Annotated in this window: 18 protein-coding genes; 8 read left to right on the top strand and 10 right to left on the bottom strand. The window is 72.2% G+C overall.

Annotated features, from left to right (window positions below; genetic code table 11):
• Positions 1–32: 32 nt before the first annotated feature.
• The 3 genes from pucD to ABD346_RS12800 are packed head-to-tail and all read right to left on the bottom strand — an operon-like array spanning position 33 to position 3,933.
• The gene (gene pucD / locus ABD346_RS12810; protein ID WP_344374584.1) at positions 33–2,438 is read right to left on the bottom strand and encodes a xanthine dehydrogenase subunit D; all 2,406 of its coding nucleotides are present in this window, start codon (positions 2,436–2,438) and stop codon (positions 33–35) included.
• Between the two features lie 2 nt (positions 2,439–2,440).
• Positions 2,441–3,034 carry a (2Fe-2S)-binding protein gene (locus tag ABD346_RS12805; protein WP_344374583.1) on the bottom strand — a complete coding sequence of 198 codons (594 nt, stop codon included), beginning with the start codon at positions 3,032–3,034 and terminating at the stop codon, positions 2,441–2,443.
• A gap of 2 nt (positions 3,035–3,036) precedes the next feature.
• On the bottom strand, positions 3,037–3,933 hold the full coding sequence (locus tag ABD346_RS12800; RefSeq protein WP_053726063.1) for an FAD binding domain-containing protein: 897 nt from the start codon (positions 3,931–3,933) through the stop codon (positions 3,037–3,039).
• 263 nt (positions 3,934–4,196) lie between these two features.
• Here ABD346_RS12800 and ABD346_RS12795 point away from each other — a divergent pair, with 263 nt between their 5' ends.
• On the top strand, positions 4,197–5,867 hold the full coding sequence (locus ABD346_RS12795; protein WP_344374581.1) for a PucR family transcriptional regulator: 1,671 nt from the start codon (positions 4,197–4,199) through the stop codon (positions 5,865–5,867).
• A gap of 141 nt (positions 5,868–6,008) precedes the next feature.
• The gene (locus ABD346_RS12790) at positions 6,009–6,782 is read left to right on the top strand and encodes a hypothetical protein (protein WP_344374580.1); all 774 of its coding nucleotides are present in this window, start codon (positions 6,009–6,011) and stop codon (positions 6,780–6,782) included.
• Positions 6,783–6,824: 42 nt separating this feature from the next.
• Here ABD346_RS12790 and ABD346_RS12785 read toward each other — a convergent pair whose 3' ends face one another.
• A complete protein-coding gene (locus ABD346_RS12785; protein WP_344374579.1) occupies positions 6,825–7,112 on the bottom strand; it encodes a hypothetical protein in 288 nt (95 codons plus the stop codon).
• A gap of 178 nt (positions 7,113–7,290) precedes the next feature.
• A complete protein-coding gene (locus tag ABD346_RS12780; protein ID WP_344374577.1) occupies positions 7,291–8,049 on the bottom strand; it encodes a GntR family transcriptional regulator in 759 nt (252 codons plus the stop codon).
• 124 nt (positions 8,050–8,173) lie between these two features.
• Here ABD346_RS12780 and ABD346_RS12775 point away from each other — a divergent pair, with 124 nt between their 5' ends.
• Both ABD346_RS12775 and ABD346_RS12770 read left to right on the top strand, forming a co-directional pair.
• A complete protein-coding gene (locus ABD346_RS12775; RefSeq protein ID WP_344374576.1) occupies positions 8,174–9,022 on the top strand; it encodes a (2Fe-2S)-binding protein in 849 nt (282 codons plus the stop codon).
• A gap of 237 nt (positions 9,023–9,259) precedes the next feature.
• The gene (locus ABD346_RS12770; protein WP_344374574.1) at positions 9,260–10,315 is read left to right on the top strand and encodes a DUF2637 domain-containing protein; all 1,056 of its coding nucleotides are present in this window, start codon (positions 9,260–9,262) and stop codon (positions 10,313–10,315) included.
• Positions 10,316–10,325: 10 nt separating this feature from the next.
• Here the strand turns inward: ABD346_RS12770 and ABD346_RS12765 are convergent, their stop codons facing one another.
• On the bottom strand, positions 10,326–10,796 hold the full coding sequence (locus ABD346_RS12765; RefSeq protein WP_344374573.1) for an ATP-binding protein: 471 nt from the start codon (positions 10,794–10,796) through the stop codon (positions 10,326–10,328).
• A gap of 139 nt (positions 10,797–10,935) precedes the next feature.
• Here ABD346_RS12765 and ABD346_RS12760 point away from each other — a divergent pair, with 139 nt between their 5' ends.
• Positions 10,936–14,046, top strand: a complete 3,111-nt coding sequence (locus ABD346_RS12760) for an alpha-mannosidase (protein ID WP_344374571.1) — start codon at positions 10,936–10,938, stop codon at positions 14,044–14,046.
• Here ABD346_RS12760 and ABD346_RS12755 read toward each other — a convergent pair.
• The 4 genes from ABD346_RS12755 to ABD346_RS12740 form a co-directional block, all read right to left on the bottom strand.
• Positions 14,043–15,920, bottom strand: coding sequence for a protein kinase domain-containing protein (locus tag ABD346_RS12755; RefSeq protein WP_344374570.1), 1,878 nt, complete (start codon positions 15,918–15,920; stop codon positions 14,043–14,045). The genes ABD346_RS12760 and ABD346_RS12755 overlap by 4 nt on opposite strands.
• Positions 15,921–16,085: 165 nt before the next feature.
• Entirely contained in the window at positions 16,086–17,828 is a 1,743-nt protein-coding gene (locus tag ABD346_RS12750) for a pyruvate dehydrogenase (RefSeq protein ID WP_344374568.1), read from the bottom strand.
• A gap of 27 nt (positions 17,829–17,855) precedes the next feature.
• Entirely contained in the window at positions 17,856–19,532 is a 1,677-nt protein-coding gene (locus ABD346_RS12745; RefSeq protein WP_344374567.1) for a protein phosphatase 2C domain-containing protein, read from the bottom strand.
• A 143-nt stretch (positions 19,533–19,675) separates the two neighbouring features.
• Positions 19,676–23,455 carry a S8 family peptidase gene (locus ABD346_RS12740; RefSeq protein ID WP_344374565.1) on the bottom strand — a complete coding sequence of 1,260 codons (3,780 nt, stop codon included), beginning with the start codon at positions 23,453–23,455 and terminating at the stop codon, positions 19,676–19,678.
• Between the two features lie 191 nt (positions 23,456–23,646).
• Between ABD346_RS12740 and ABD346_RS12735 the strand changes: the two genes are divergently transcribed.
• The 3 genes from ABD346_RS12735 (at position 23,647) to ABD346_RS12725 (ending at position 25,602) form a co-directional block, all read left to right on the top strand.
• Entirely contained in the window at positions 23,647–24,627 is a 981-nt protein-coding gene (locus ABD346_RS12735) for a helix-turn-helix domain-containing protein (protein WP_344375127.1), read from the top strand.
• Between the two features lie 58 nt (positions 24,628–24,685).
• Positions 24,686–25,168: a DUF456 domain-containing protein gene (locus tag ABD346_RS12730; RefSeq protein ID WP_344374564.1), complete on the top strand. Its 483-nt coding sequence runs from the start codon at positions 24,686–24,688 to the stop codon at positions 25,166–25,168.
• A gap of 68 nt (positions 25,169–25,236) precedes the next feature.
• A complete protein-coding gene (locus tag ABD346_RS12725) occupies positions 25,237–25,602 on the top strand; it encodes a PPOX class F420-dependent oxidoreductase (RefSeq protein ID WP_344374562.1) in 366 nt (121 codons plus the stop codon).
• Positions 25,603–25,606: the final 4 nt, after the last annotated feature.

The raw sequence follows: 25,606 nt of genomic DNA, 5'->3' as shown, positions 1-25,606 counted from the left end.
CCCGGAGGGATCTGGGGATCCCCGGGGTGGGATCAGGCTCCGGTACCGGTGAGGTGCTCGGGGCGGACCGGGGTCTTGTTGAGCTCCAGGCCGGTCGCCGCCCGGATCGCCGCGAGGACGGCCGGCGTGGACGACAGGGTCGGGGCCTCGCCGAGACCGCGCAGGCCGTACGGCGCGTTCGGGTCGGCGAGCTCCAGGACGTCGACCGGGATGGTCGGGGTGTCCAGGATCGTCGGGATCAGGTAGTCCGTGAAGGAGGGGTTGCGCACCTTCGCGGTCTTCGGGTCCACGATGATCTCTTCCATCACCGCGACGCCGAGGCCCTGGGTGGTACCACCCTGGATCTGGCCGACGACGGAGAGCATGTTGAGCGCCTTGCCGACGTCCTGGGCGGTGGCCAGCTCGACGACCTTGACGAGGCCGAGCTCGGTGTCCACCTCGACCACCGCGCGGTGCGCGGCGAACGTGTACTGGACGTGGCCGTTGCCCTGGCCGGTGACGAGGTCGAAGGCCTGGGTCGGGCGGTGCCGGAACTCCAGCTCGATGTCGATCTCCTCGCCCTCCAGGACGTCCGCCAGGTCGGCGAGGACCTCGCCACCGTCGGTGACGACCTTGCCGCCTTCGAGCAGCAGCTCGGCGGTGGCCCAGGCGGGGTGGTAGGAGCCGAACTTGCGGCGGCCGATCTCCAGGGCCTTGGCCCGGACGGCCTCGCAGGTGTTCTTCACCGCGCCACCGGTCATGTACGTCTGCCGGGAGGCGGACGTGGAACCGGCGGAGCCGACCTGGGTGTCGGCCGGGTGGATGGTCACCTGCGTGACACCCAGCTCCGTACGGGCGATCTGGGCGTGCACGGTGACACCGCCCTGGCCGACCTCCGCCATGGCCGTGTGGACCATCGCGACGGGCTCGCCGTTGATGACCTCCAGGCGCACCCGGGCGGTCGAGTAGTCGTCGAAGCCCTCGGAGAAGCCGACGTTCTTGATGCCGACCGCGTAGCCGATGCCTCGTACGACACCCTCGCCGTGCGTGGTGTTGGACAGGCCGCCGGGCAGGGCGCGGACGTCCGCGGCCTCTCCGGCCGCGAGCCACTGCTGCTCGGGCGGCAGCGGGCGGGCCTTGACCCGGCGCAGGAGCTCGGCGACCGGGGCCGGCGAGTCCACGACCTGGCCGGTCGGCATGATCGTGCCCTGCTCCATGGCGTTGAGCTGGCGGAACTCGACCGGGTCCATGCCCAGCTTCGCCGCGACCTTGTCCATCTGGGCCTCGTACGCGAAGCAGGCCTGGACGGCGCCGAAGCCGCGCATCGCGCCACAGGGCGGGTTGTTCGTGTAGAGCGCGATCGCCTCGATGTCGACGTCGTCGATGACGTACGGGCCGACCGAGAGCGAGGAGGCGTTGCCGACGACCGCCGGGGAGGCCGACGCGTAGGCGCCGCCGTCCAGGACGATCTTGCACTTCATGTGCGTGAGCTTGCCGTCCTTGGTGGCACCGTGCTCGTAGTAGAGCTTCGCCGGGTGGCGGTGCACATGGCCGAAGAAGGACTCGAACCGGTTGTAGACGATCTTGACCGGCTTGCCCGTGCGCAGCGCCAGGAGGCAGGCGTGGATCTGCATCGAGATGTCCTCGCGGCCACCGAAGGCACCGCCGACGCCGGAGAGCGTCATGCGGACCTTCTCCGGCGGCAGGCCCAGGACGGGGGCGATCTGCTGGAGGTCCGAGTGCAGCCACTGGGTGGCGACGTAGAGGTCGACGCCGCCGTCCTCGGCGGGCACGGCGAGGCCGGACTCCGGGCCGAGGAAGGCCTGGTCCTGCATGCCGAAGGTGTACTCGCCCTCGACGATCACGTCGGCGCGCTTGCGCGCCTCCTCCACGTTGCCGCGGATGATCGGCTGGCGGTGCACGATGTTCGGGTGCGGGACGTGACCGGCGTGGTGGTCGTCGCGGCCCTCGTGGATCAGCGGCGCGTCGGCGGCGAGGGCGGAGGCCTCGTCGGTGACGACCGGCAGTTCCTTGTAGTCGATCTTGATCTTGGCGGCCGCGCGGCGGGCGGTCTCCGGGTGGTCGGCGGCCACCAGCGCGACCGGCTCACCGTGGTGGCGGACCCGGCCGTGGGCCAGGACGGGGGTGTCCTGGATCTCCAGGCCGTAGTTCTTCATCTTGGCCGGCAGGTCGTCGTAGGTCAGCACGGCGTAGACGCCGGGCATCGCGACGGCCTCGGAGATGTCGATGTTCTCGATCTCGGCGTGGGCCACGGTGGAGCGGAGCGTCTGGCCCCACAGCATGTCCTCGTGCCACATGTCCGAGGAGTACGCGAACTCACCGGTGACCTTGAGGGTGCCGTCCGGGCGGAGCGTCGACTCGCCGATGCCGCCCTTGGTGTGGTTCTGGGTGACGTTGGTGGGCGTACCGGCCGGAGTGGTGCGGGTGTTCTGCGCCATGATCAGACCGCCTCTTCCTGACGGGCGGCCGCGAGGCGGACCGCGTCGAGGATCTTCTCGTAACCGGTGCAGCGGCACAGGTTGCCGGAGAGCGCCTCGCGGATGTCCGCGTCGGACGGCTCGGAGTTGCGCTCCAGGAGCTCGTCGGCGGCGACCAGGAGGCCCGGGGTGCAGAAACCGCACTGCACGGCACCTGCGTCGATGAACGCCTGCTGGATCGGCGAGAGCGCGCCGGCCTCTCCAGTCTGGCTGTCCTGAGGCTTGGCCTGCCACCGCTTGGCGGCGTCGATGGACGTACCGCAGGAACCGGAGGCGCAGCCGCCGCCGGGGTGGGCGTCGGAGCGGTGGGCGGCGTAGTCGGCCAGGCCCTCCACGGTGACGACCTCGCGGCCCTCGACCTGACCGGCCGCGACCAGACACGAACACACCGGAACACCGTCGAGGCGGACCGTGCAGGAACCGCACTCGCCCTGCTCACAGGCGTTCTTCGAACCCGGAAGCCCCATGCGCTCGCGCAGGACGTAGAGAAGGCTCTCGCCCTCCCACACGTCGTCGGCCTCCTGCTTACGGCCATTGACCGTGAAATTGACGCGCATGGTTATGCAGCTCCTTCAAGGGTGCGGCCGTTGCCGCCGCGGTACGTCTCCCAGGTCCACATCAGCGTGCGGCGCGCCATGACGCCCACGGCGTGACGGCGGTAGTTCGCGGTGCCGCGAACGTCGTCGATCGGGTTGCAGGCGCCCGAGGCGAGCGTGGCGAACTGCTTCGCGACCGACGGGGTGATGATCTTGCCGTTGTCCCAGAAGCCGCCCTCTTCGAGCGCCGCGTTCAGGAACTCCTCCGCCGCCTTCGCCCGGATGGGGGTGGGGGCGGCCGAACCGATGCCGGTGCGGACCGTACGGGTCTCGGGGTGCAGCGCCAGGCCGAACGCGCAGACCGCGATGACCATGGCGTTGCGGGTGCCGACCTTGGAGAACTGCTGGGGGCCGTCCGCCTTGGGGATGTGGATGGCCTTGATCAGCTCGTCCGCCTCCAGGGCGTTGCGCTTCACACCCTTGTAGAACTCGTCGATCGGGATGAGCCGCACGCCGCGCGCCTGCGACTCGACCTCGACGTCGGCGCCCGAGGACAGCAGCGACGGGTGCGCGTCACCGGCCGGCGAGGCGCAGCCGAGGTTGCCGCCGACACCGCCGCGGTTGCGGATCTGCGGGGAGGCGACGGTGTGCGAGGCGAGCGCGAGGCCCGGCAGCTCCGTCCGCAGGTTCTCCATGATCTTGGTGTACGGGACGGAGGGTCCGAGCCGGACGCTGTCCTCCCCGACCTCCCACTGGGCCAACTCGCTGATGCGGTTCAGGTCCAGGAGGTACTCGGGCCGGCGGTGGTCGAAGTTGATCTCGACCATCACATCGGTGCCACCCGCAATGGGCACAGCGGTGGGGTGCTCTGCCTTGGCGGCGAGCGCCTCCTCCCAGCTGGCGGGGCGAAGGAAGTCCATGAGTGGCTCTCTTCCGATTCTCAAATTCGGGGTCGTTCGCGCGGGTCCCGGGGACGGCAGGCCCTCGACATCTCAGTCGTTCATGTGCTGTTAACGCGGTGTGGAATCAGTACACAAGCCCGCATCCCTCGGGTGCAGTCACCGAAACCATGAAGGAGTTGGCTGGTCTCCGCTCACGTCTTGTAGATTCGTATGAAAGGCGGTGCTCCGTTACCTCACCGCTTTCCAACGGCAACATCAAGACAGATCGGCGGCGACACGCGATGCGGCTGCGCGCACTTCTGGAAACCGACGCGCTGGGGCTGCGGCTGCTCGGCGGCGAGGACGAGCTGGACCGCACTGTGCGGGGAGTCATGACCACTGACCTGCGGGATCCGAGCCGCTACCTCACGGGTGGCGAGCTGGTTCTGACAGGTCTCGCCTGGCGCCGGGACGCCGAAGATTCCGAGCCATTCGTACGCATCCTCGCGGGTGCCGGTGTGGCGGGCCTCGCGGCCGGTGAGGCCGAGCTCGGCGCCATTCCCGACGATCTCGTTCTGGCTTGTTCTCGCCATCGGCTGCCGCTCTTCGCGGTGAACGAGTCGGTCGCGTTCGCAACCATCACCGAGCACGTCGTACGGCAGGTCTCGGGCGAGCGCGCGGGCGACCTCGCGGCGGTCGTGGACCGCCACCGCAGGCTGATGACCTCGGGCCCGGCGGGCGGCGGCCCCGAAGTGGTCCTCGATCTGCTCGGCTCCGACCTCGACCTGCGGGCCTGGGTGCTTTCTCCGACCGGCCGCCAGATCGCGGGCGCCGGCGACGCGCTGACCCCGGCGGTCGGCGCCGCCCTTGCCGCCGAGCACCTGGGCTCCACCCGCACCGGCCGCCGGGGCCCGCACCGGGCCACCGTCGAGGGCGTGACCTACTCGCTGTTCCCGATCCGCAACAACGGGCGGGGCGCGGCGCCCGCCGCCCGCGACGTGCGCGAGACGGTGCTTTCGGACTGGCTGCTCGCCGTCGAGGCCGACGCGAGCGACTGGCCGGCCGCCCGGCTCGACCTGCTCCAGGGCGTCACCCAGCTCATCGCGGTCGAGCGCGACCGGCGCGACGCGGCCCGCACGGTGCGCCGCCGGCTCGCCCAGGAGGTCCTGGAGCTGGTGCAGACCGGCGCCGCACCCGCCGAGATCGCGGCCCGGCTCAGAGTCGCGGCCCCGGTGCTGCTGCCCGGCCTCGGCACGGCGCCGCACTGGCAGGTCGTGGTGGCCCGGGTGGACTGGGAGCGCGCCTTGGGCGCGGAGATCGAGGGCGGCCCGGTCGCCCAGTCGCTCCTGGAGGAGATCCTGGTCGACCCCGCGGTGGTCGGCCCCGAGTCCTCCGACCGGATCGCGGTGGCCCATGCGGGCGACGAGGCGATCGCGCTCGTGCCGCTGCCCGCGGTCACGCCCGAGGGCGCCGAGGGCGGCCTGCACGCCGACGCGCTCCTGGCCGCCGTACGCACCCCGCTCTCGGCGGGCCTGGCGGACGACGGCCGCCTGACACTGGGTGTCAGCGCCGCGGTGCACTCCGCCGAGGGGCTGCGCGGCGCCCTGGAGGAGGCCCGGCACGCCCGCCGGGTCGCCGCCGCCCGCCCCGGCCGGGTGTGCGCGGCCGGCCACCACGAGCTGGCCTCGCACGTGCTGCTGCTGCCGTTCGTGCCCGACGACGTACGCCGCGCCTTCACGGCCCGGCTGCTCGACCCGCTGCGCGACTACGACCGGCGCCACCGGGCCGAACTCATCCCGACCCTGGAGGCCTTCCTCGACTGCGACGGATCGTGGACGCGGTGCGCCACACGACTGCACCTGCACGTCAACACGCTGCGCTACCGGGTGGGCAGGATCGAGCAGTTGACGGCCCGTGACCTGTCCCGGCTCGAGGACAAGCTGGACTTCTTCCTGGCGCTTCGTATGAGCTGACAGTCGATCCCGGCCAGTGTCGGACGATTGTGAACTCATTCACGCACCCCCCTTGGCCCGGCGTGCCATTCCGTGTTGAGATGCGGATCTACTCAGCAGCTCGATGGCGCGCTCGGGGAGGGCAACGTGGCGCATACCGCCATGTCTGGTTCCGGAACGACTGCAGATGACGGGGATCCGCTCCAGACCGCGGTATGGCGGCTGCGCTCGCGCGGCTGCTGGACGGACGCCGCCGCTCTGCTCGAACCGCATGCGGGAGCGGCGGCCGGCGCGCTCCAGCGCACGGCCCTGCTGACCGAGCGCTGCGTCTACACCGAGTCCGGCTGGGCGGAGGCCGACGAGGCGCTGCGCGGCGCGGAGGCCGTCGCCCGCAGCGACGAGGAGCGCGGCGCCGCCGCCTGCGAGCGCGGCTATCTCGCGTACGCCTCAACGCTGTTCGGGGTACGGGACCGGGCCGACGAGGCGCGCTCCGCGTTCGGCCGGGCCGCCGCGCTGACCGCGCTCGCGGGCCGCGGCCGGGCGCTGCTCGACTTCCGGCGCGGGCTGCTCGCCGAGAACGTCGCCGACGCGCCGCAGGCCGCCCGCGCCGCCTACCGCCGCGCCCACGAGGGCGCCGCGGCCCACGGCGACACCCTGCTGCTCTCGTTCACCTGGCGCCATCTGGCCGGACTCGCCCTGCGCGACGGCGAGTTGGCGGAGGCACGGCACGGCTTCACCGAGTCGCTGCGCATCCGCGAGGAGCTCGGCTACCTCATCGGTACGGCCCCCGCCCTTGCCGCGCTCGCCGACACCGAGGAGGAGCCGGCCTCGACCCGGCTGCGCACGGAGGCGGCCCGTCTCGTACGCCTCCTCGGCGTCCCCACCTGGCTGGCGGCCCATCTGGGGGCTGCGCCGCCACGGCCCGCCGCGATGTGACGGTTCATCGGTTCATCCCGGGCGACCGCTCCTGACAGAGCGTCAATTACCCGAACGCGCGTCGCCGATGACCGCGTCGAGGTGGCTCCAGGCGTGCTGGGCGAATCCCCACAGGGAGGCCCGCACGTCGGGGTGGCCCGCGAGGTAGACGACGGCCGCGATCAGCAGGACGAGCTGGATCAGGCCGGTGAGGCGGCCCGAGGAACCGGGCCGCACCGAACCGTGGGCGAAGCGCTGGTGCGCGTCACGTCCGTAGTCGCAGGCGCGCCGGGCCGAGTCCGCGGCCTGGCGGCTCTGCCATTGCTGTTGCTGCATCTGCTGCTGTTGCATCCACGGATCCGGCATGACGGCCCCCCGGCGTGCGATTCTTCAAGTACCGGCTGGGACGCGGTAGTTGACGGCGCGGGTTCCTCGCGGTGTGAGCTGTTGCACAGCGCGGACGCGGCCGTGACGGCCCGGGGTCCAGCGCCACGGCCGTTGAGCGGGCACAGCCTTCAGCGGGACGGCCTCAGAGCGCGGAGCCCGTGAAGTGTTCCCGTACGAGCGACTGGACGACCGGCAGGTTCTGGGCGCACAGGGCGTCCAGGAGGGCCAGGTGTTCGGCCGCGTCGGCGACCAGGTCCGCGCGGCGGGTGACCGGCGCCGCCGTCAGCGGCCACTGGGCGCGCCGGTGCAGATCGTCGGCGACCTGGACGAGCTGCTGGTTGCCCGCGAGCGCGAGGAGCGCCCGGTGGAAGGCGCGGTCGCACTCGGCGTAGCCCGCGCGGTCGCCGGTCGCGGCGGCGTCGGTGGTGGCCTCGGCGAGCGGGCGCAGCTCGGCCCAGCGCGCCGCCGGGACGGTGCGGGCGAGCCGCAGCATCACCGGGACCTCGATCATGGCCCGCACCTCGGCGAGCTCCGCGAGCTCTTGGGCGCTGCGCTCGGTGACCCTGAAGCCCCGGTTCGGCACGACCTCGACGGCACCCTCGATGCTGAGCTGCTGCATCGCCTCGCGCACGGGGGTCGCGGAGACCCCGAACCGCTCACCGAGCGCCGGCGCCGAGTACACCTCGCCCGGTACGAGATCGCCGTCGACCAGGGCGGTGCGCAGCGCGGCCAGGATCTGGCCGCGTACCGAGTGACGGTGGACGGTGCGGGGGGCCGGCGGCTCACTGTGGGTGTGCTCGCCGCGGGCGTCGTCGAGGTGCCCGCCGGCCCTGCCCTGTCCGGGAACGCGGGGTGACCCGTGCGCGGGCACCACTGCCTCGCGCGCTCTGCCCTGTTCCACCCCGGCCTCCTACGGCTCCGCCTGCCCCACACAGACCATAGGCGGACAAAGCGCGAGTTCAAACATCGGCTTCATCCGCTAAGGTAAGCCTTACCTGTCAACGATCGCGATTCGGTGGTCCCGCATGGCCGTCCCCACCTTGCTGCCCAGCCCCGCGCCGAGCCCCGTCGCGGACTCCTACGCCCGCCTGGCCGAGGTCTTTCCCGGACTGGGAATCAGGGAGCTGACCGGGACCGAGCAGGCGCCCGGCGGCGCGGGATGGGTCGGCGCCGCGGAGCTCGCCGCCGGCGGCGCCGCCCTCGACACCTTCCTGGCCTGGGACAACGCCCAGGTCGTTCAGGACTACGGGCATCAGGCCCGCCCCGATGTCATCGCGTCCTTCGGCTTCCACCGTTACGCCTGGCCCGTCTGCCTCCTCGTGACGGTGCCGTGGTTTCTGCACCGCCGAGTGCCGCGGGTACCGGTCGCCGATGTGACGTTCCATCGCACTCTTGGCCAACTCGCCGTACGCGTAAGGGAGTTCTCCTGCCTGCCGGGCGACCCGGCGGCCCGGCTCCCCGGCGCCCGCGTCGTACCGGACGAAGAGGCGCTGCGCGGCGAGGTGCGGGCATCGGCGGCCGAGCACCTCGGGGCGGTGCTCGACGGATTCGGCCCGCGCATGCGGCGCGGCAAGCGGGCGCTGTGGGGCATGGCGACCGACGAGATCGTCGAGGGGCTCTGGTACATCGGCTCGCTGCTCGGCGAGGAGCCGCGCGCGATGGCCGAGCTCGGCGCGCTGCTCCCCGGCACCACGAAGCCGTACGTGGGCACGCCCGGTTTCCGCGAGCTGACCGCGCCCGACGGGCGACGCCTGCCGACCCGCGACCGGGCGAGCTGCTGCTTCTTCTACACCGTGCGCCCCGAGGACACCTGCGTGACCTGTCCGCGCACCTGCGACGCCGAGCGCGTGGAGAGGCTCAGCGCCGCCTCCTGAGAAGCCCCCGCCCGGTCCGGGCGGCGTCCGGAGCTGGGCCCGGGATCCATGCCACCCGTCCGGGTGAGCGCCAGTCGAACTCAACTCGCGCGCCGGGCACGGCAGTTCGATCGAATCCCCCCTATCCGACTGCCCTCCGCGTTTGTTGGCGCCCTCTTGCCCCGAAAGCCCCTGCCGCCCCGTACGGCAGGAGCAGTATGGCGGCCGATACGCCCTACGCGATGCAAGGGACACCGCATGCGACTGACCGACATATCGCTGGACTGGCTGCTTCCGGGCGGCGTGATGATCGTGGGGGTCGTCGTGGCTCTGGTAGTGCTCGCGCGCGGCAAGCGCGCCGGTGACAACGCCACCGGCGACGACTCCTGGGAGCGCAGTGAGGAGCGCCGCAGAAGGAAGGAAGCGGTGTACGGCTCCGCTTCCTATGTGCTCCTGTTCTGCTGCGCGGCGGTGGCCGCCGCGCTCTCCTTCCACGGCTTGGTCGGCTTCGGCCGGCAGAACCTCAATCTGACGGACGGCTGGGAGTACCTCGTCCCGTTCGGCCTCGACGGTGCGGCCATGTTCTGCTCCGTACTCGCGGTGCGCGAGGCCAGCCACGGCGACGCGGCACTCGGCTCACGCCTCCTGGTGTGGACGTTCGCGGGCGCCGCGGCCTGGTTCAACTGGGTGCACGCGCCGCGCGGCATGGCCCACGCGGGCGCCCCGCAGTTCTTCGCCGGGATGTCGCTCTCGGCGGCGGTCCTCTTCGACCGCGCCCTGAAGCAGACTCGCCGGGCGGCCCTGCGCGAGCAGGGCCTGGTGCCTCGGCCACTGCCGCAGATCCGGATCGTACGGTGGCTGCGAGCCCCCAGGGAGACCTTCGGCGCCTGGTCGCTGATGCTCCTGGAGGGCGTACGCACGCTCGACGAGGCCGTCGAAGAGGTGCGCGAGGACAAGCGCGCCAAGGAGGAGAACAAGCTCCGCAGGCGCGACCAGGAGAAGCTGGACCGGGCGCACTTCCGGGCGCTCAGCCGGCAGAACCGGGCCTGGGGGCGCGGCAGGGGCGGCCGCCAGGTCGGCGTCCCGGCGCTCGGCTCCGGCCAGGGCTCCGCGCAGCCCAAAGCTGTCGCGGAGCCGGCCATAGCCGAGCCAGGACAGCTGCCCCTGCGCACCCGGCACTCCCTCGCGGCCCTCGGCACCGCTGACGCCTCGGCCCGGACCGTGGATCTCACCGCCGAGGACGACACCCAGGCGCTGCCCCGGCTCGACTCCCTGGAGCGCAAGCTCAAGGACCTGGAGCAGCAGTTCGGCTAGCCGTCGGTACCTAGAACTGCGGCGCCGCCCCGTTGCAGCCGAGCTCGAACCAGACCACCTTCCCCATGCCGTGCTCGTGCACACCCCAGGCGTCCGCCAGCGCCTGGACGAGCAGCAGGCCCCTGCCATGCGTACCGTCGTCGGCGGACGGTACGTACGGCGTGGGAAGCGCGGCCACGAAATCCCGGACCTCCACACGAAGGCCGGCCTCGCCGACCGTCGCCGTCACCACCGCGCCGTGATCGGTGTGGACGAGGGCGTTGGTCACCAGCTCACTGGTGAGCAGTTCGGCCACGTCCGCCGCCGCCGAATGCCTCGACGGGCCGAGAAGTTCCCTCAGCGCCCGGCGTATGTCCCCCACGGCGCTCAGATCCGCCTGCCCCACTCTCCTGCGCAGCAGACGCTGGTCCCCCTGCTGCGCATCAGGTGTCCGGACGGGCCCGCTCCCCGCGGGGCCGAGCCCTGCCTGATGCCTTGTCATAACCCCCACCTGCACGTTGTGACGACCTTCCCCCTCGAACATGCACACGGGATGCATGCCCAGTCGGGCGTCGGTCACGCATGGTGATTCCTCAACAACCGAACGGGAAACCCTTCAGTGAGCAGCTGGAGGAGAAGCGATGCATGATGACCGATCGCTGGTCGAGGGACGCCTGGAACGGGCCATGCGCCAGTTCGTGCGTCCCGCGCAGTACGCCGCCCGGGTGCCGATGACCTTGGCCGTCCGGCACACGCCGGGCGAACCGGTGCCCGTCGCAGAGGCGTTGACGGGGGCATACGAGCCGTTCGAGGCCGGTACGGAGTGGGGCCGGCCATGGTCGACGAGCTGGTTCCGGATCGAAGGACGGGTGCCCGGGGCGTGGGCGGGACGCAGGGTCGAGGCGGTCATCGACCCCGGTTTCACCGGAGCGGGTCCGGGCTTCCAGGCGGAGGGTCTGGTGTACGACAGCTCGGGCGTCCCGCTCAAGGGCATTCATCCCCGCAACCGGCATATCCCGGTGGCAGCGCCTGCGGCGGGCGGGGAGCAGGTCTCCCTGCTCCTGGAGGCCGCCGCGAATCCGGCGGTGCTGCACGACTTCGAACCGACCCCACTGGGAGACATCCTGACCGCCGGGTCTGCGCCCATCTACCGATTCGCGGCTGCCGACCTCGCCGTACTCGACGACCAGGTGTGGCACCTGGTGCTGGATGTGGAGGTGTTGTCGGAGCTGATGCAGGAGCTGCCGGCCGACCGGGCCCGCCGGCACGAGATCCTGCGGGCGCTCGAACGCATGCTGGACGCGCTCGACCTGCACGATGTGGCGGGCACCGCGGTGGCGGCGCGTGCCGAGCTGGCCGACGCGCTGTCCCGTCCGGCGGGTCCCGGCGCCCACCGCGTCTCGGCGGCGGGCCACGCGCACATCGACTCGGCGTGGCTGTGGCCACTGCGCGAGACGGTCCGCAAGGCGGCGCGCACCTTCGCCAATGTGACGGCGCTGGCCGCCGACTACCCCGAGCTGGTCTTCGCCTGCTCCCAGGCCCAGCAGTACGCCTGGGTCCGCGATCACCAGCCGCACATCTGGCGGCGTATCAAAAAGGCTGTCCAGCAGGGCAATTGGGCTCCGGTGGGTTCCATGTGGGTGGAGTCGGACGCCAACATGCCGGGCGGGGAGGCGCTGGCCCGGCAGATCGTGCACGGCAAGCGCTTCTTCCTGGAGGAGCTCGGCGTGGAGACCGAGGAGATCTGGCTGCCCGACTCCTTCGGCTACACCGCGGCCTTTCCGCAGCTCGCGAAGCTGGCCGGGGTGAAGTGGTTCCTCACGCAGAAGCTGTCGTGGAACCAGACCAACAGGATGCCGCACCACACGTTCTGGTGGGAGGGCATCGACGGCACCCGGGTCTTCACGCACTTTCCGCCGGTGGACACCTACAACTCCCAGTTCCATGGGTCCGAACTCGCCCACGCCGAGCGGAACTTCAGCGAGAAGGGGCTCGCCACGCGCTCCCTCGTCCCGTTCGGCTGGGGCGACGGCGGAGGCGGCCCGACCAGGGAGATGCTGGAGAAGGCGCGCCGGCTGCGCGATCTGGAGGGCTCGCCCCGGGTCACCGTCGAGAGGCCGTCGGCGTTCTTCGAGGCCGCGCACGCCGAGTACGGGGAGCGGGCGCCGGTGTGGTCGGGCGAGCTGTATCTGGAGCTGCACCGGGCGACGTATACGACCCAGGCCAAGACCAAGCAGGGCAACCGGCGCAGTGAACACCTGCTGCGCGAGGCGGAGCTGTGGGTGACGGCCGCCGCCCTTCACTCGCCCGACTACAGCGTCCCGTACGACGATCTCGACCGGTTGTGGAAGACGGTGCTGCTTCATCAGTTCCACGACATCCTGCCCGGCTCGTCGATCGCCTGGGTCCACCGGGAGGCGCGCGAGACGTATGAGCGGGTACGCGCGGAGCTGGAGGCCGTCGTCGCGGGCGCGGTCTCGGCGCTGGGCGAGGCACGGCGGCCCGCCGTGCTCAACGCGTCGCCGTACGCGCGCAGCGCGGTGGTCGAGACGGCGGCCGACGACGCGCCGGACGGCCAGCCGCTGCCCGGCGGCCGGGCGCTGTTCGCCGTCCACACCCCGCCGCTCGCGGCGACGGCGCTGGCGCGGGCGGCCGTTGCGGAGCCGCCGGTGAGCGTGGTGCGGGACGGGGCAACTCTCGTACTGGACAACGGAGTTGTGCGGATCTCCGTGGACCGCGAGGGGCTGCTGACCTCGGTCCGTGACCTCGTCGCCGACCGGGAGGTGCTCGCCCCGGGCAGCCGGGGCAACCTCCTTCAGCTGCATCCCGATCACCCCAATCAGTGGGACGCCTGGGACATCGACCGGCACTACCGGCGTCGGCACACCGATCTCACCGACGCCGCATCGGTCGAGCTCGTCGAGGAGGGGCCGCTGCGGGCCGCTGTGCGGGTGGTGCGGAGCTTCGGGAGTTCGCGGATCACCCAGGAGATCCGGCTCACCTGCGGCAGCCCGCGCGTCGACATCGTCACCGAGGTCGACTGGCGCGAGTCGGAGAAGGTGCTCAAGGCGGCGTTCCCGCTCGATGTGCACGCCGAACGGTCCACCGCCGAGATCCAGTTCGGGCATGTGCACCGCGCGACGCACGTCAACACGGGCTGGGACGCGGCCCGGTTCGAGATCTGCGCGCACCGCTGGCTGCGGGTCGCCGAGCCGTCGTACGGGGTGGCCGTGCTCAACGACTCGACGTACGGGCACGACGTCACCCGGGTGCCGCACGAGGCCGGGCTCGGCACGACCGTGCGCCTGACGTTGCTGCGGGCGCCGCACAGCCCGGATCCGGCGACCGATGTCGATGTGCACCGCTTCACGTATGCGCTGCTTGCGGGGGCCGAGGTGACCGATGCCGTCGCGGAGGGGCTCGCGCTGAACCTGCCGCTGCGGGTCGTGCCCTGCGCCGAGGCCGCCCCGCTGGTCACCGTGGACCACCCGGCGGTGACCGTCGAGGCGGTGAAGCTCGCGGAGGACCGGGGCGGTGATGTGGTGGTGCGGCTCTACGAGTCGGCGGGCGACCGGGCCCGGACGGTGCTGCGGCCCGGATTCGCCTGCGGGCGGGCCGAGTTCACCGATCTCCTGGAACGGCCGCTGAGCGAGGCCCCGCTCTCGGCGGAGGGGATCGCCCTGGATCTGCGGCCGTTCCAGATCGTCACGCTGCGGCTGCGGCGCGGAGACCGGGAGCGGCCACCTGCCTAGTAGGGCACGGTGCCGCACCAGGTCTCCGCCCAGGCCGACGCTCCGTACTTGTTGGCTGCGCGTACCGCGAAACAGATCTCGTCGCCGGAGAACGGGCCCGTGACCGTGTAGTTGAGGGAGCCGGTGGAATAGGTGGTGTCGACGCTCTTCTTCGTGAAGTTGCTGCCCTTGTTGGTGTAGTGGATGTCGTACCGGGTCGCTCCGGAGACCGCCGGCCAGCTCAGCGCGACCGGCATGGAGCAGGCGCCGACGCAGGAGTTGGTGTATTCGAGCTTGTACGCCTTCATGTCGGGCGGCGGGGACCCCTGGGATGTGCCGCCGGAGCCGGACGCGCCCGAAGATCCGGACGCCCCTGCCGACCCCGCCCCCGACGACGAGCCGGTACCGCCGCCGGCGCCACCCCCGGCGCCTCTGGTCGAGCCGCCCCCGCCGCCGGGCTGGCTGCCGCCTCCTCCGCCGGGCTGCTGCGCAGAACTCCCGCCGTTGGACGGGGCGTTCGGCCCCTCACCGGGCTTGGCGTCCGGGCCCTTCGGGGGCGCGCTGCCCGGAGCGCTCGCCCCCGGGGATGCGGGACTGCTCGGAGCGCCGGGGGAACTGCTCGCGGAGGGCGCGGCACTGGCGCTCGCCTGTGCGCCGCTGCTCGCGCTCGCGCTGCTGGCCGGGGGCTTGGCCTGCGCCTTGCCGCCGGCGTCGCTCGCGAAGGGCTGGAGCACGGCGATCGTGCCGCCGCCGACGGTGAGCACGGCGACAACGGGCAGCACGATGAGCTTGCGGCGGCGTCGGGGCCGCTCTTCGCGCTCCCGCTTGGTGGCGCTGAGGCTCGCCACGACGGCCTCGGGGGTCCCGGGGTCCCCGGCCGGTGCCCGCAGCCCGATGGTCGCCCGGTCCACGGGCTCCTCCCGGAGCGGCTCCGCCTCGGCGTCGAGCAGCCGCGCGGACTGCTGGGCCAGGCGGGCGACGACGCGGGCCGGCAGCCAGGCGCCGCGCGCGGAGCGCGGACGCGTCCGCTCGGGGTCCGCCAACAGCTCGTCCACGCCGGGGCGTTCGTCGATGTCCTTCGCCAGACACCGGGATATCAGGGCCCGCAGCGAGTCGTCCTCGACGCCCGTCAGATCGGGTTCGCCCTCCACGATCTGGAACATCACGGCGTGCTGGTTGCTGGCCCCGTGCCCGAACGGCAGCTGCCCGGTCGCCGCATACGTCAGCACGCATCCGAGGGTGAACACATCGCTCTTGACCCCGGCGCTCTGGCCCCGCACCTGCTCCGGCGACATGAAACCGGGAGAGCCGACCGCCATCCCCGTACTGGTGAGGAGCGACTCCACGGACGTCTCGAGGGCGCGCGCGATCCCGAAGTCGATGACCTTAGTACCGTCCACGGTGAGCATCACGTTGGACGGCTTCAGGTCGCGGTGCACGATGCCCGCGCCGTGGATGTCCCGGAGCGCCTTGAGGAGTTCCTCGGCGAGGGCGTGCAGGGACTCGGCCGGCAGCGGACCGTGGCGCCGCACGATCTGTTCGAGCGAGAGCCCGGGCACGTACCCCGTCGCGACCCACGGCGGCTCGTCGCCCGGACCCGCGTCGAGCACCGGCGCCGTGTACCGCTCCCCGACCTTGCGCGCCGCCTCGATCTCCCGCCGGAACCGCGCCCTGAACTGCTCGTCGGACACGTGCTCCTCGTGCACGACCTTCACGGCGACGGTGCGCCCGCTGTCCGAACGGGCAAGGAACACCCGCCCCATGCCGCCGGCACCGAGCCGCCCGAGGAGCAGATACGGCCCGATGCGCACCGGATCGCTCGCTGCGAGCGGTTTGATGCCCCCCTCCAGGTAGTCGTCCTTCTCGCCGTTTCCGTCCCCGTTGGTACCGCTCATGATGGTGTGACTCCCCCGGCCCTTCTCGCCTGGTCATCGGCGTGACCCGGTTGAGACTAGCCGTTGGTACGGACCGGGTGAAGGCGGGGACGCACGGAAGGAGCGGGCCGGTTCTGAGGAGCACGGTGAAGGAGTGGTGTTCCTTGCTGTCGGCGCCCCGTTCCTTCAAGGCCTGGGCACGTTGCGGAGGTTGGAGCGGGCCATCTGGAGCATGCGGCCCACCCCGCCGTCCAGGACGATCTTGCTGGCGGAGAGCGCGAAGCCCGACACCATCTCGGCGCTGATCTTCGGCGGGATGGACAGCGCGTTGGGGTCGGTGACGATGTCGACCAGGGCCGGGCCCCTGTGCTTGAAGGCGTCCTTGAGCGCACCCGCGAGCTGCTTGGGCTTCTCCACCCGCACTCCGTACGCCCCGGCCGCCCGGGCGATCGCCGCGAAGTCGGGGTTGCGGTTGGTCGTCCCGTACGAGGGCAACCCGGCGACCAGCATCTCCAGCTCGACCATGCCGAGCGAGGAGTTGTTGAACAGCACGATTTTCACCGGCAGTTCGTACTGGACCAGGGTCAGGAAGTCCCCCATCAGCATGGAGAACCCGCCGTCGCCGGACATCGAGATCACCTGACGGTTCCGGTCGATGAACTGGGCGCCGATGGCCTGCGGCAGTGCGTTGGCCATCGAGCCGTGGCTGAACGAACCGATGATCCGGCGCCTGCCGTTGGGCGAGATGTAGCGGGCCGCCCATACGTTGCACATGCCGGTGTCGACGGTGAACACGGCATCGTCGTCGGCGAGTTCGTCCAGCACGGAGGCGACGTACTCGGGGTGGATCGGGACGTGCTTCTCCACCTTGCGGGTGTACGCCTTGACGACGCCCTCCAGCGCGTCCGCGTGCTTCTTCAGCATCTTGTCGAGGAACCGGCGGTCGCTCTTGGCCTGTACGCGCGGGATCAGACAGCGCAGCGTCTCCTTCACGTCGCCCCACACCGCGAGGTCCAGCTTCGAGCGGCGGCCCAGGTGTTCGGGGCGTACGTCCACCTGGACGATCTTGACGTCGTCGGGCAGGAAGGCGTTGTACGGGAAGTCGGTGCCGAGCAGGATCAGCAGGTCGCACTCGTGGGTCGCCTCGTAGGCTGCGCCGTAGCCGAGCAGGCCGCTCATGCCGACGTCGTACGGGTTGTCGTACTGGATCCACTCCTTGCCGCGCAGCGCGTGCCCGACGGGCGACTTGACCCGCTCGGCGAACTCCATGACCTCCGCGTGCGCCCCTGCGGTGCCGCTGCCGCAGAACAGGGTGACGCGCTTCGCCGTGTCGATCAGGTCGGCGAGCTTGTCGATCTCGCTGTCGCCGGGCCGCACCGAGGGCAGCGAGGTGACGAGGGCGTGGTCGATCGCCTTGTCGGGCGCCTGCTCGGAGGCGATGTCGCCGGGCAGCGCGAGGACGCTGACGCCGCCGCGGCCGATGGCGTGCTGGATCGCGGTCTGGAGCACGCGGGGCATCTGCTGCGGGTTGGAGATCAGCTCGCTGTAGTGGGAGCACTCGCGGAACAGCTGGTCGGGGTGGGTCTCCTGGAAGTAGCCGAGGCCGATCTCGGAGGACGGGATGTGCGAGGCCAGGGCCAGGACGGGGGCCATCGAGCGGTGCGCGTCGTACAGGCCGTTGATGAGGTGGAGGTTGCCGGGGCCGCACGAGCCGGCGCAGGCGGCCAGCTTCCCGGTGAGCTGGGCCTCGGCGCCGGCCGCGAACGCGGCGACCTCCTCGTGCCTGACCTGGATCCAGTCGATGGCCGCGTTGCGGCGGATGGCGTCGACGACGGGGTTCAGACTGTCGCCGACGACTCCGTACAGCCGCTTCACGCCCGCGCGGGTGAGGATGTCGACGAACTGCTCTGCAACATTCTGCTTGGCCATGCGTCCATCAACCCACGGCCTGTGCGGTTACGCCTCCCAGACCGCGACAGCCGTACGGTCGTCGGCGTAGCCCTTCACCCTCAGCGTCACGTCGGCGAGGAAGGCGGCGAGCCCCGGCGGCTCGGGGCGGGCCCAGCGCTCGGCGAGTTCCCCGGCGAGGGCGGCCTCGCCGAGCAGGGGTTCGGCCAGGCCCCCGCTGCACAGCAGGAGGGTGTCGCCCGGACGGGCCACCGAGGCCCGGAAGCGGAACGGTTCGCCCGGCGGCGCGGGCGGATCGATGTAGGGGCGGGCGGGCTCGACGGTGTTCAGGTCCATGGTGAGGCGGTCGCCCTGCGGGGTCTCGGCGGGGGCCGAGCCGAAGCCGACCACGGGCTCGCCGTAGACGGCACCCGCGTCGGGCACGGCGGGCTCGATGTCCTGCCAGACGCCGCCGCGCAGCCGGAACAGGCCGCCGTGGCCGATGCCGAAGAACACCCGGGTGCGGCAGGCGGGGTCGGCGGAGAGCAGCAGACAGCGCAGGCTCGCGGTGTACTCCTCGGGCTCGGCGCCGAGCTCGGCGGCGCGGGCCCGCAGCATGCCGTAGCTGCGGTCGGTGAGCCGGTGAAGGCCCGACTTGAGGTCGCCGCGCCGGCCCGCCCTTATGTCCTCGGCCAGGCGGACGTGGCTGCGGCCGATGGCGCCGCCGATCCAGTGGCAGGCGTCGGCGGCCGCGAGGTGGGCCCGCTCGCTGGTCCGCACGCCGCTCGCCACGGCGACCAGGACCAGGGCGTTCTCGCCGGTGCCGAAGCGGGCGGTGAGCAGGGCTTCGCGGCGCGGCTCGCCCCGGTAGCGCGCGGAGTCCCCGCGCGAGGAGGAGGCCCGCAGGACGTACGCGCCGTAGCGGGCCCCGTCGAGGACGGTGTCGGCGACGAGGTCGTCGAGCTCGTCCGGCCGGGCGGCGGGCAGCGCGGTGGGTTCGGCGTCGTAGGTGGGCGGACCGTCACCCACATGGCCGGTACGGGGCCGGGGCATCGGAGCGAACTGCTCGGGCGGCGCGGTCCGGGGCGGGCCGAACTGCTCGTCGGGGGCGACTGCGGGCGGGGCCGGGGTTTCCACGGTGGGGGTGCGGAGGCCCTGCGGGGCGCGCGGCTCGTGGGTGGCGGCGGCACGGGGCGGGTCGGGCGGCGCGGTGAGGGGCGCCGGGCGCCTCTCCTCGGCGGGGTGCGCCGCCTCGGCCGGATCCGGCGGGGCGCCCTCCGTCCACCCCGGTGGCAGATCGGGCAGCGGGGCCGGGGCCGTCGGTGGCGGCGGGGCCGCCGGGACGGACTCCCACCAGGCGGCGGGTTTGCGCGGCCCGGGCAGGGTTTCGGGCGGCTCCCAGGGCGCCCGGGGGCGCGGCGCGGCGCCGGGTGCGTCCTGCGGGGCGGTTGCGGGCGGGGCGGCGCGGCGTGCCCGATGCGAACCCTCCGGGTCGGCACCCGGTACGTCCGAAGCCGCCGGGGATAAATCCGCCGCCTCCGAACCCGCCTCACCCGGAGATCGCAGCGGCTCCGAGTGCGCCGCTCCCGGACCCGTCAGGTCCGAACTCACCGTCCCGGACGCCGAGTCGAAGCGGTCGTCGAGGCTGTCGCGCGAACCGTCGGGGCCGGTGTCCGGGGCCGACTCGTCGTACAGCCGGTTCCACCAGTCGTCGTCCCGGGTCGGCCTCTCCCCCTGCTGGCTCATGCCCTTATTGTCCACCGTCCGAGGCATACGAAAACGGGGCAACGGGAAAATGTCCGCAACGGACGAGCGGGGCATGGAAAGCCGAAGCCCGCCGGGCGACCCCACCCCCCACGGGAGGGACACCCGGCGGACCGGCTGCGTGGCTAACGCACTGCGTAGGCGTTCACCACGGTCTGGGTGACCGAATTGCCGTTGGCGTCGGTCAGTTCGGCCTTCAGGGTCACGTTCTTGGCGGCGGCGCCCGCGTGGTTCACGGTCGCCTTCCAACTGCCGCCCTGCTGGGTGGACTTGGCCTCGGTCCAGGTGGTGCCGCCGTCGTAGGAGTACGACAGCTTGGCCGAGACCAGGGCGGCCGGGGTGTAGCCGGCGTGCCCGGTGACGGTGAGGCCGATCTTCTGGCCGTCGGCCGCCGGGACCGTCTTGAGGCCGTCCTCGGGGACGTCGTAGTGCGGGAACAGCAGAGGGATCCCCTGCGAGTAGGCCTGTCCGTCGAGGTGCGAGCGGAACTTCCAGCTCGTGGTGACCTCCTGCGAGCGCTTCCACACCGCGCCGGAAGGGCCGATCTTCTGGTTGTCGCTGATGAGCTCGTACGCCGCGTCGTCCGCGGGGACGGTGAACACCCCCGACGGCCAGCCGCTGCTGTCGTAGTCCTGGCCGTTGCGGCGAAGCAGCAGCGAGCCGATGTCGCCGAACGAGCCCGGCTGGGCGCTGTGTTCGGAGTCGGCCCACATGCCGGGCGCGAAGCCGATCAGGTTGCCCTGGCGCTCGGCGGCGAGCAGCGGCTTGCCCGCGGGGTCGCGTCCGGCGTCGGGGCCGACTACCCCGTCGTACCAGCTCTCCTCGGTCTGCTTGCCCGGCTTGTAGGCCTTGGCCGGGGACAGCATGAACTCGCCGAAGGGGAAGCTGGACGAGACGAAGTGGTCCCAGGCGGTGCCGCCCGCCGTGTAGTACTCGGTGCGGGTGGAGGGGACGGCCACCAGGTCGATGCCGGAGACGCCGACCGGGCCCGCGCCGCTGGGCCGGTAGGCGGCGACGCCGTCGACGAAGTCGGCCGGTACGCCCATCGAGTGGTACATGGACACGTTGCGGCCGAGCTGTCCGTCGCGCACCCGGTAGGTGCGGTCGGAGCCGAAGCCGCCGTCCTCCTGGAAGCCCAGGTTGTAGACGTAGCCGCTCTTGGCGGTGGCCTTCCAGCGCAGCGTCACCGGGCCGGTGGAGAGCCGGTCGGCGAGCGCCCTGGCCTCGGTCGCCTCGACGGCGAGGGTCGGCAGCGGTCCGCCCGCGAAGCCGTACGTGGGCAGCCAGCGGCCGGCCGAGGGGCGGTGCACGACGAGCGCCTTGGCTCCCGCGGCCTTGGCGTCCTTGCCCAGCGTCGCGACGGAGGCGCCGGCGTCCGGCACCGCGACGAAGGCGATCCTTCCGTTCACCCCGGCCGCCTTGAGCTCGTCCGGAGTGCCGTGACCTGCGTCGACGAGCGCGGCCTCGCCGGTGCCGTCGAGGTTGTCGGAGCCGATGCTCGCGGTGAGCGGGTGCAGCTCGGGCCCGCCGGCCGCGGCGAGCGTGGTGAACTGCGGGGCGTACGCGCGCCAGTAGCTGCCGAACTCGAAGTCGCCGGTACGGGCGCTGCCCTGGACGTCCGCGAAGTAGTCCTTGATCAGCCGGGAGCCGGTGATCGAGCCCGAGTGCAGCCACTGGCCGCCCCAGGAGCGGGCGAAGTCGAGGGTGGTGGTGCGGACTTCACTCGGCCGATCCGTCTTGACCGAGAGCCGGTGCGCCTGGCGGGCGTCGAGGACGAGGGTGGTGTCCTTCTTCAGGTCGAGCTGCGGGCGGCCGAGGTAGCTGACCGAGCCGATGTTCGCGCCGGTCGCGTCTCCCGGGTCGGCCGAGGCGACGAACGAGGACACGAAGTAGGCGCCGGGGCGCAGCCGGTAGACCTGGTCGGCGGCGCCCTCGTTGAAGCGGCGCTCGCCGGTCGCGGTGTCGGTGCCGATGACGTCGAGGGACGAGGGGCCCGCGGCGGGCTTGCCCTGGCGGTCGACGAGCTTGACGCGCAGGGTGACCGTCTCGGGCTCGACGTACAGCGAGAACGGGGTGGACACCTTGACGCCGTGGGACGTGGCGAGCACGCGGCCGGTGACGTCGCCGTACTGGGCGGCCTTGAGGCGGGCGGTCGGGTCGACGGCGAGCGGCACCTTGACGGTGGCGCCGGCCGGGACGGTGACGGAGCCGGAACTCAGCTTTACCACAGGCGAGTTGACGGCCGATCCGTCGTTGCCGGTGACCCCCGCGACCTTGAGGTCGAGCTTCACGGGCTGGTCGGAGACGTTGGTGTAGGGCACGTCGACGGTGGTGCGGTCGCTCTTGTCCTGCGGCCAGTCGAAGCTGCCGGCCTGCACGGCGGGCGCGCCGAGGACCGTCTCGTCGATGGCGGCCTTGACGTCGAGGCGCCCGCCGCCGGTCTCGCGCACGTCCCCGGGAATGCCGCTGTTGGCGGACGAGACGAGCGCGGCCTTGATCTGCTGCGCGGTCCACTCGGGGTGGCGCTGCTTGACGATGGCGGCGGCGCCCGCGACGTGCGGGGTGGCCATCGAGGTGCCGGACATCGTCTGGTACGCGTAGACGCCGCGGCCGCCCGCGTTGGCGGCCGATATGCCGACGCCCGGGGCGGTGATCTCCGGCTTCAGGGTGTGCGTGAAGGGGGCCGGGCCGCGGCTGGAGAAGCTCGCGGTGGTGTCGTCGCGGTCGACGGCGCCGACGGTCAGGACGCCGGGCGCGCAGCCGGGCGAGGACACGGTGTTCAGGCTCGGCCCGGAGTTGCCGGCCGCGACGACGAACAGGGTGTGGGTCGCCTCGGTGGCCAGCCGCTGTGCCGCCGTGCTCATCGGGTCGGTGCAGTCGGTCGGTTCGGGGCTGCCGAGCGACATCGAGACGACGTCGGCCTTGTTGTCGACGGCCCACTGCATTCCGGCGATGATCCACGAACTGTCGCCGGATCCGGAGTCATTGAGGACCTTGCCCACCAGGAGGTCGGTGCCGGGAGCGATGCCCTTCTTCTTGCCGTCGCTGGCCGCGCCCGAACCGCCGACCGTGGACGTGGTGTGGGTGCCGTGGCCCTGGCGGTCCTCGGTGTCGGGCGAGTCGGTGAAGTTCTTGGAGGCGGCGATGCGGCCCAGGAGATCAGGGTGTTCGGCGTCCACACCGGTGTCGAGGACGGCGACCTTGGTGCCCTTGCCGTCGTATCCGGCGGCCCAGGCGAGATCGGCGCGTATCTGCTTCGCCGACCGGTCCAGGGAGGCCGTCACCTTCCGGTCGAGCCACAGCTTCCTGATTCCCGAAGTGGCCGATCGCGTACGGGAGTCGGATACGTCAGTCCACAACTGGCTCGCCCTCGCCTTGTCCGCGGTCAGCGCCATGCCGTTGACGGCGGGCAGGCTCAGCCCGGCCTTCGCGCCGCGCGGCACGGGCGGAGCCGACCTCGCCACGGCGGTGTCGTACACCGCGATGAGCGGAATCGTCTTGGTGTGCGCGTCGTCGTAGCCCTGGCGGATGAGCCCGGAGACGTTGAACAGCTCGTCGTCGACCTTCCCGGCGGCGAGCGCCTGAGCCGCGTCGTCGGGGTACACGTACAGCTCCTTGCCCGATCGCCGCGTCTGGAGGAGGGGTACGGAGCCGTCCTCGCGCGGCAGGGCGGTGACGCCGGTGGGCGTGCCGGTGCCGTCCCTGCTCACCACGACCTTGTCGCCGGTGACGAGGGTGACGGTGGCCGGTGCCCCCGTGCTGCTCGCGGCGCTGCCGACGAGCGGTCTCTTGGCGGTTTCTGCTGTGACGGCGGTTCGCGGCGCTGCCGCGGACGGCGCCACCGCGGTGACGGCGAGGGCGGCGGCGGTCGCCACCCCCAGAGCCGTACGCGATATCGGGCGCATCGCTCTCCCCAGGTGAATCCGGAACAAAAGACACCGCGCCCATGGAGCGCAAATCCCCTGTACCCGGAGGCTGTTGGTGCTGCGGTGGCTCGACATTGGCAGAGCGGAGGGAGATACGGGGATGATGTTGTGAGGCGGGTTTGCGCCGGGGCGGTTTCCCGCCACCGCGCAGGTGAGGGAGGCGGTCCGTGGTGCTGGGAGCGATAGGTCTCGACGAGACGCAGGAGTCGGCGTACCGCGCCCTGGTCGCGGTCGGCGCGGCCGAGGTGAGTGACCTCGCGCACCGGCTCGCGCTGCCCGAGAACGAGACCGAGCGCGCGCTGCGCCGCCTGGAGCGCCAGGGCCTGGCCGCCCAGTCCTCGGCGCGCACCGGCCGCTGGGTGGCGGCCCCGCCCGGCGTCGCGCTCGGCGCGCTGCTGACCCAGCAGCGCCACGAGCTGGACCAGGCCGAGCTGGCGGCGGCGCTGCTCGCCACGGAGTACCGGGCCGAGGCCGCCGAGCCGGCCGTGCACGACCTCGTCGAGGTGGTGACCGGCGCGAGCGCGGTCGCCCACCGCTTCCACCAGCTGCAGCTGGGCGCGGCCGAGGAGGTGTGCGCCCTGGTGACGGGCAAGCCGGTCGCGGTCACCGGGATGGACAACGAGTCCGAGGAGCGGGCCGCGATCCGCGGGGTCGCCTACCGGGTGGTGATCGAGCGCGAGGTGCTCTCGCTGCCCGCCGGGATCGTCGAGCTGTCCGCGGCGCTCGGCCGCGACGAGCAGGTGCGGACGGTGGACCGGGTGCCGACCAAGCTCGTCGTCGCGGACCGCAGCCTCGCGATGGTGCCGCTGACCGGCCGGGGCGCCGAGCCGGCCGCGCTCGTGGTGCACGCGAGCGGGCTGCTCGAATCGCTCATGGGCCTCTTCGAGGCGGTGTGGAAGGACGCGCTGCCGCTGCGGCTCGGCGGCGGGGGCCGCGGCATCGTCGAGGAGGCGAGGGGCCCGGACGCGACCGACCTGGAGATCCTGTCGCTGCTGCTCGCCGGGATGACGGACGCCAGCGCCGCCAAGCAGCTGGAGCTCGGCCTGCGGACCGTGCAGCGCCGGGTCAAGGGCCTGATGGAGCTCACCGGGGTCACGACCCGCCTCCAGCTGGGCTGGCACGCGTACGAGCGGGGCTGGGTGGCCCGCTGAGCGCTGCTGCGAGGGGCCCGGGACTGCGGGAGCGGGCGGTTTCCTGCACCCTTGGCAGATGGGCGTGTGGCAGCTCCTCACGGTCGGGGCGGTGATGCTGATCGGCCTGTGCGGCGTCCTCGTCCCGGGCGTCCCCGGGCAGGCGATCGTGTGGGCCGCCGTCGCGTGGTGGGCACTCGACGACATCACCGGGGTCGCCTGGGGCGTCCTGGCCGGGGCCACCGGCGTACTCCTGCTGAACCAGGCCGTCAGGCCGTTCCTGCCGCCGCGCCGCTTCAAAGCGGCCGGAGTGGCCAGGAGGTCGGTCCTCGTCGCGGGCGCGACCGCCGTCGCGGGGTTCTTCGTGCTGCCCGTGGTGGGCGGGATCGCCGGGTTCGTCGGCGGGCTCTACGGCGCGGAACGGGTGCGTCTCGGCAGCCGCGGGGACGGCTGGGCCTCGGCCCGTACGGTCCTTCGCGCGGGCGGCTACTCGGTGATGGCCGAGCTCTTCGCCTGCCTGCTCGTGGTCGGGGCGTGGCTGGGCGCGGTGATCTGGGGCTGATCGCCCGCCCCAAGACCTGGGTCCACAGCCCGATGACGTGGCCCGGCCACGCGTGTGAGGGTGGCCGCATGACCGGATTCAGCGAGGCCGAACGCGCGTACCTGAAGAGCCAGCGCCTCGGCCGGCTCGCCACCGTGGACGCGAAGGGCCAGCCGCAGGCCAACCCCGTCGGGTTCTTCCCGCAGGACGACGGGACGATCCTCATCGGCGGGTACGCCCTCGGCACGACCAAGAAGTGGCGCAACCTCCAGGGCAACCCGAAGGCGGCCCTGGTGGTCGACGACGTCGTGAGCGTGCGGCCGTGGAAGGTGCGCGGGGTCAAGATCCGCGGAGTGGCCGAACTCCTCACCGGAGCCCACGAGCTGGGCCCGCACTTCAGTGAGGAGCTCATCCGCATCCACCCGCACAAGATCCACAGCTGGGGTCTCGACTAGGGGC

It is taken from the genome of Streptomyces mauvecolor (assembly GCF_039532965.1).
Lineage (GTDB): Bacteria > Actinomycetota > Actinomycetes > Streptomycetales > Streptomycetaceae > Streptomyces > Streptomyces violascens.
Note: the sequence above shows the minus strand (reverse complement) of the source record. Positions and strands in the feature narration are given on the sequence as shown.

Excerpts from the sequence above, each read along its gene's own strand:
- ABD346_RS12800 (WP_053726063.1), bottom strand. The coding sequence starts at position 3,933 with ATGGACTTCCTTCGCCCCGCCAGCTGGGAGGAGGCGCTCGCCGCCAAG.
- ABD346_RS12785 (WP_344374579.1), bottom strand. The coding sequence starts at position 7,112 with ATGCAACAGCAGCAGATGCAGCAACAGCAATGGCAGAGCCGCCAGGCC.
- ABD346_RS12765 (WP_344374573.1), bottom strand. The coding sequence starts at position 10,796 with ATGACAAGGCATCAGGCAGGGCTCGGCCCCGCGGGGAGCGGGCCCGTC.
- ABD346_RS12770 (WP_344374574.1), top strand. The coding sequence starts at position 9,260 with ATGCGACTGACCGACATATCGCTGGACTGGCTGCTTCCGGGCGGCGTG.
- pucD (WP_344374584.1), bottom strand. The coding sequence starts at position 2,438 with ATGGCGCAGAACACCCGCACCACTCCGGCCGGTACGCCCACCAACGTC.
- ABD346_RS12730 (WP_344374564.1), top strand. The coding sequence starts at position 24,686 with ATGGGCGTGTGGCAGCTCCTCACGGTCGGGGCGGTGATGCTGATCGGC.
- ABD346_RS12790 (WP_344374580.1), top strand. The coding sequence starts at position 6,009 with ATGTCTGGTTCCGGAACGACTGCAGATGACGGGGATCCGCTCCAGACC.
- ABD346_RS12760 (WP_344374571.1), top strand. The coding sequence starts at position 10,936 with ATGCATGATGACCGATCGCTGGTCGAGGGACGCCTGGAACGGGCCATG.
- ABD346_RS12805 (WP_344374583.1), bottom strand. The coding sequence starts at position 3,034 with ATGCGCGTCAATTTCACGGTCAATGGCCGTAAGCAGGAGGCCGACGAC.
- ABD346_RS12795 (WP_344374581.1), top strand. The coding sequence starts at position 4,197 with ATGCGGCTGCGCGCACTTCTGGAAACCGACGCGCTGGGGCTGCGGCTG.
- ABD346_RS12725 (WP_344374562.1), top strand. The coding sequence starts at position 25,237 with ATGACCGGATTCAGCGAGGCCGAACGCGCGTACCTGAAGAGCCAGCGC.
- ABD346_RS12755 (WP_344374570.1), bottom strand. The coding sequence starts at position 15,920 with ATGAGCGGTACCAACGGGGACGGAAACGGCGAGAAGGACGACTACCTG.
- ABD346_RS12745 (WP_344374567.1), bottom strand. The coding sequence starts at position 19,532 with ATGAGCCAGCAGGGGGAGAGGCCGACCCGGGACGACGACTGGTGGAAC.
- ABD346_RS12775 (WP_344374576.1), top strand. The coding sequence starts at position 8,174 with ATGGCCGTCCCCACCTTGCTGCCCAGCCCCGCGCCGAGCCCCGTCGCG.
- ABD346_RS12750 (WP_344374568.1), bottom strand. The coding sequence starts at position 17,828 with ATGGCCAAGCAGAATGTTGCAGAGCAGTTCGTCGACATCCTCACCCGC.
- ABD346_RS12740 (WP_344374565.1), bottom strand. The coding sequence starts at position 23,455 with ATGCGCCCGATATCGCGTACGGCTCTGGGGGTGGCGACCGCCGCCGCC.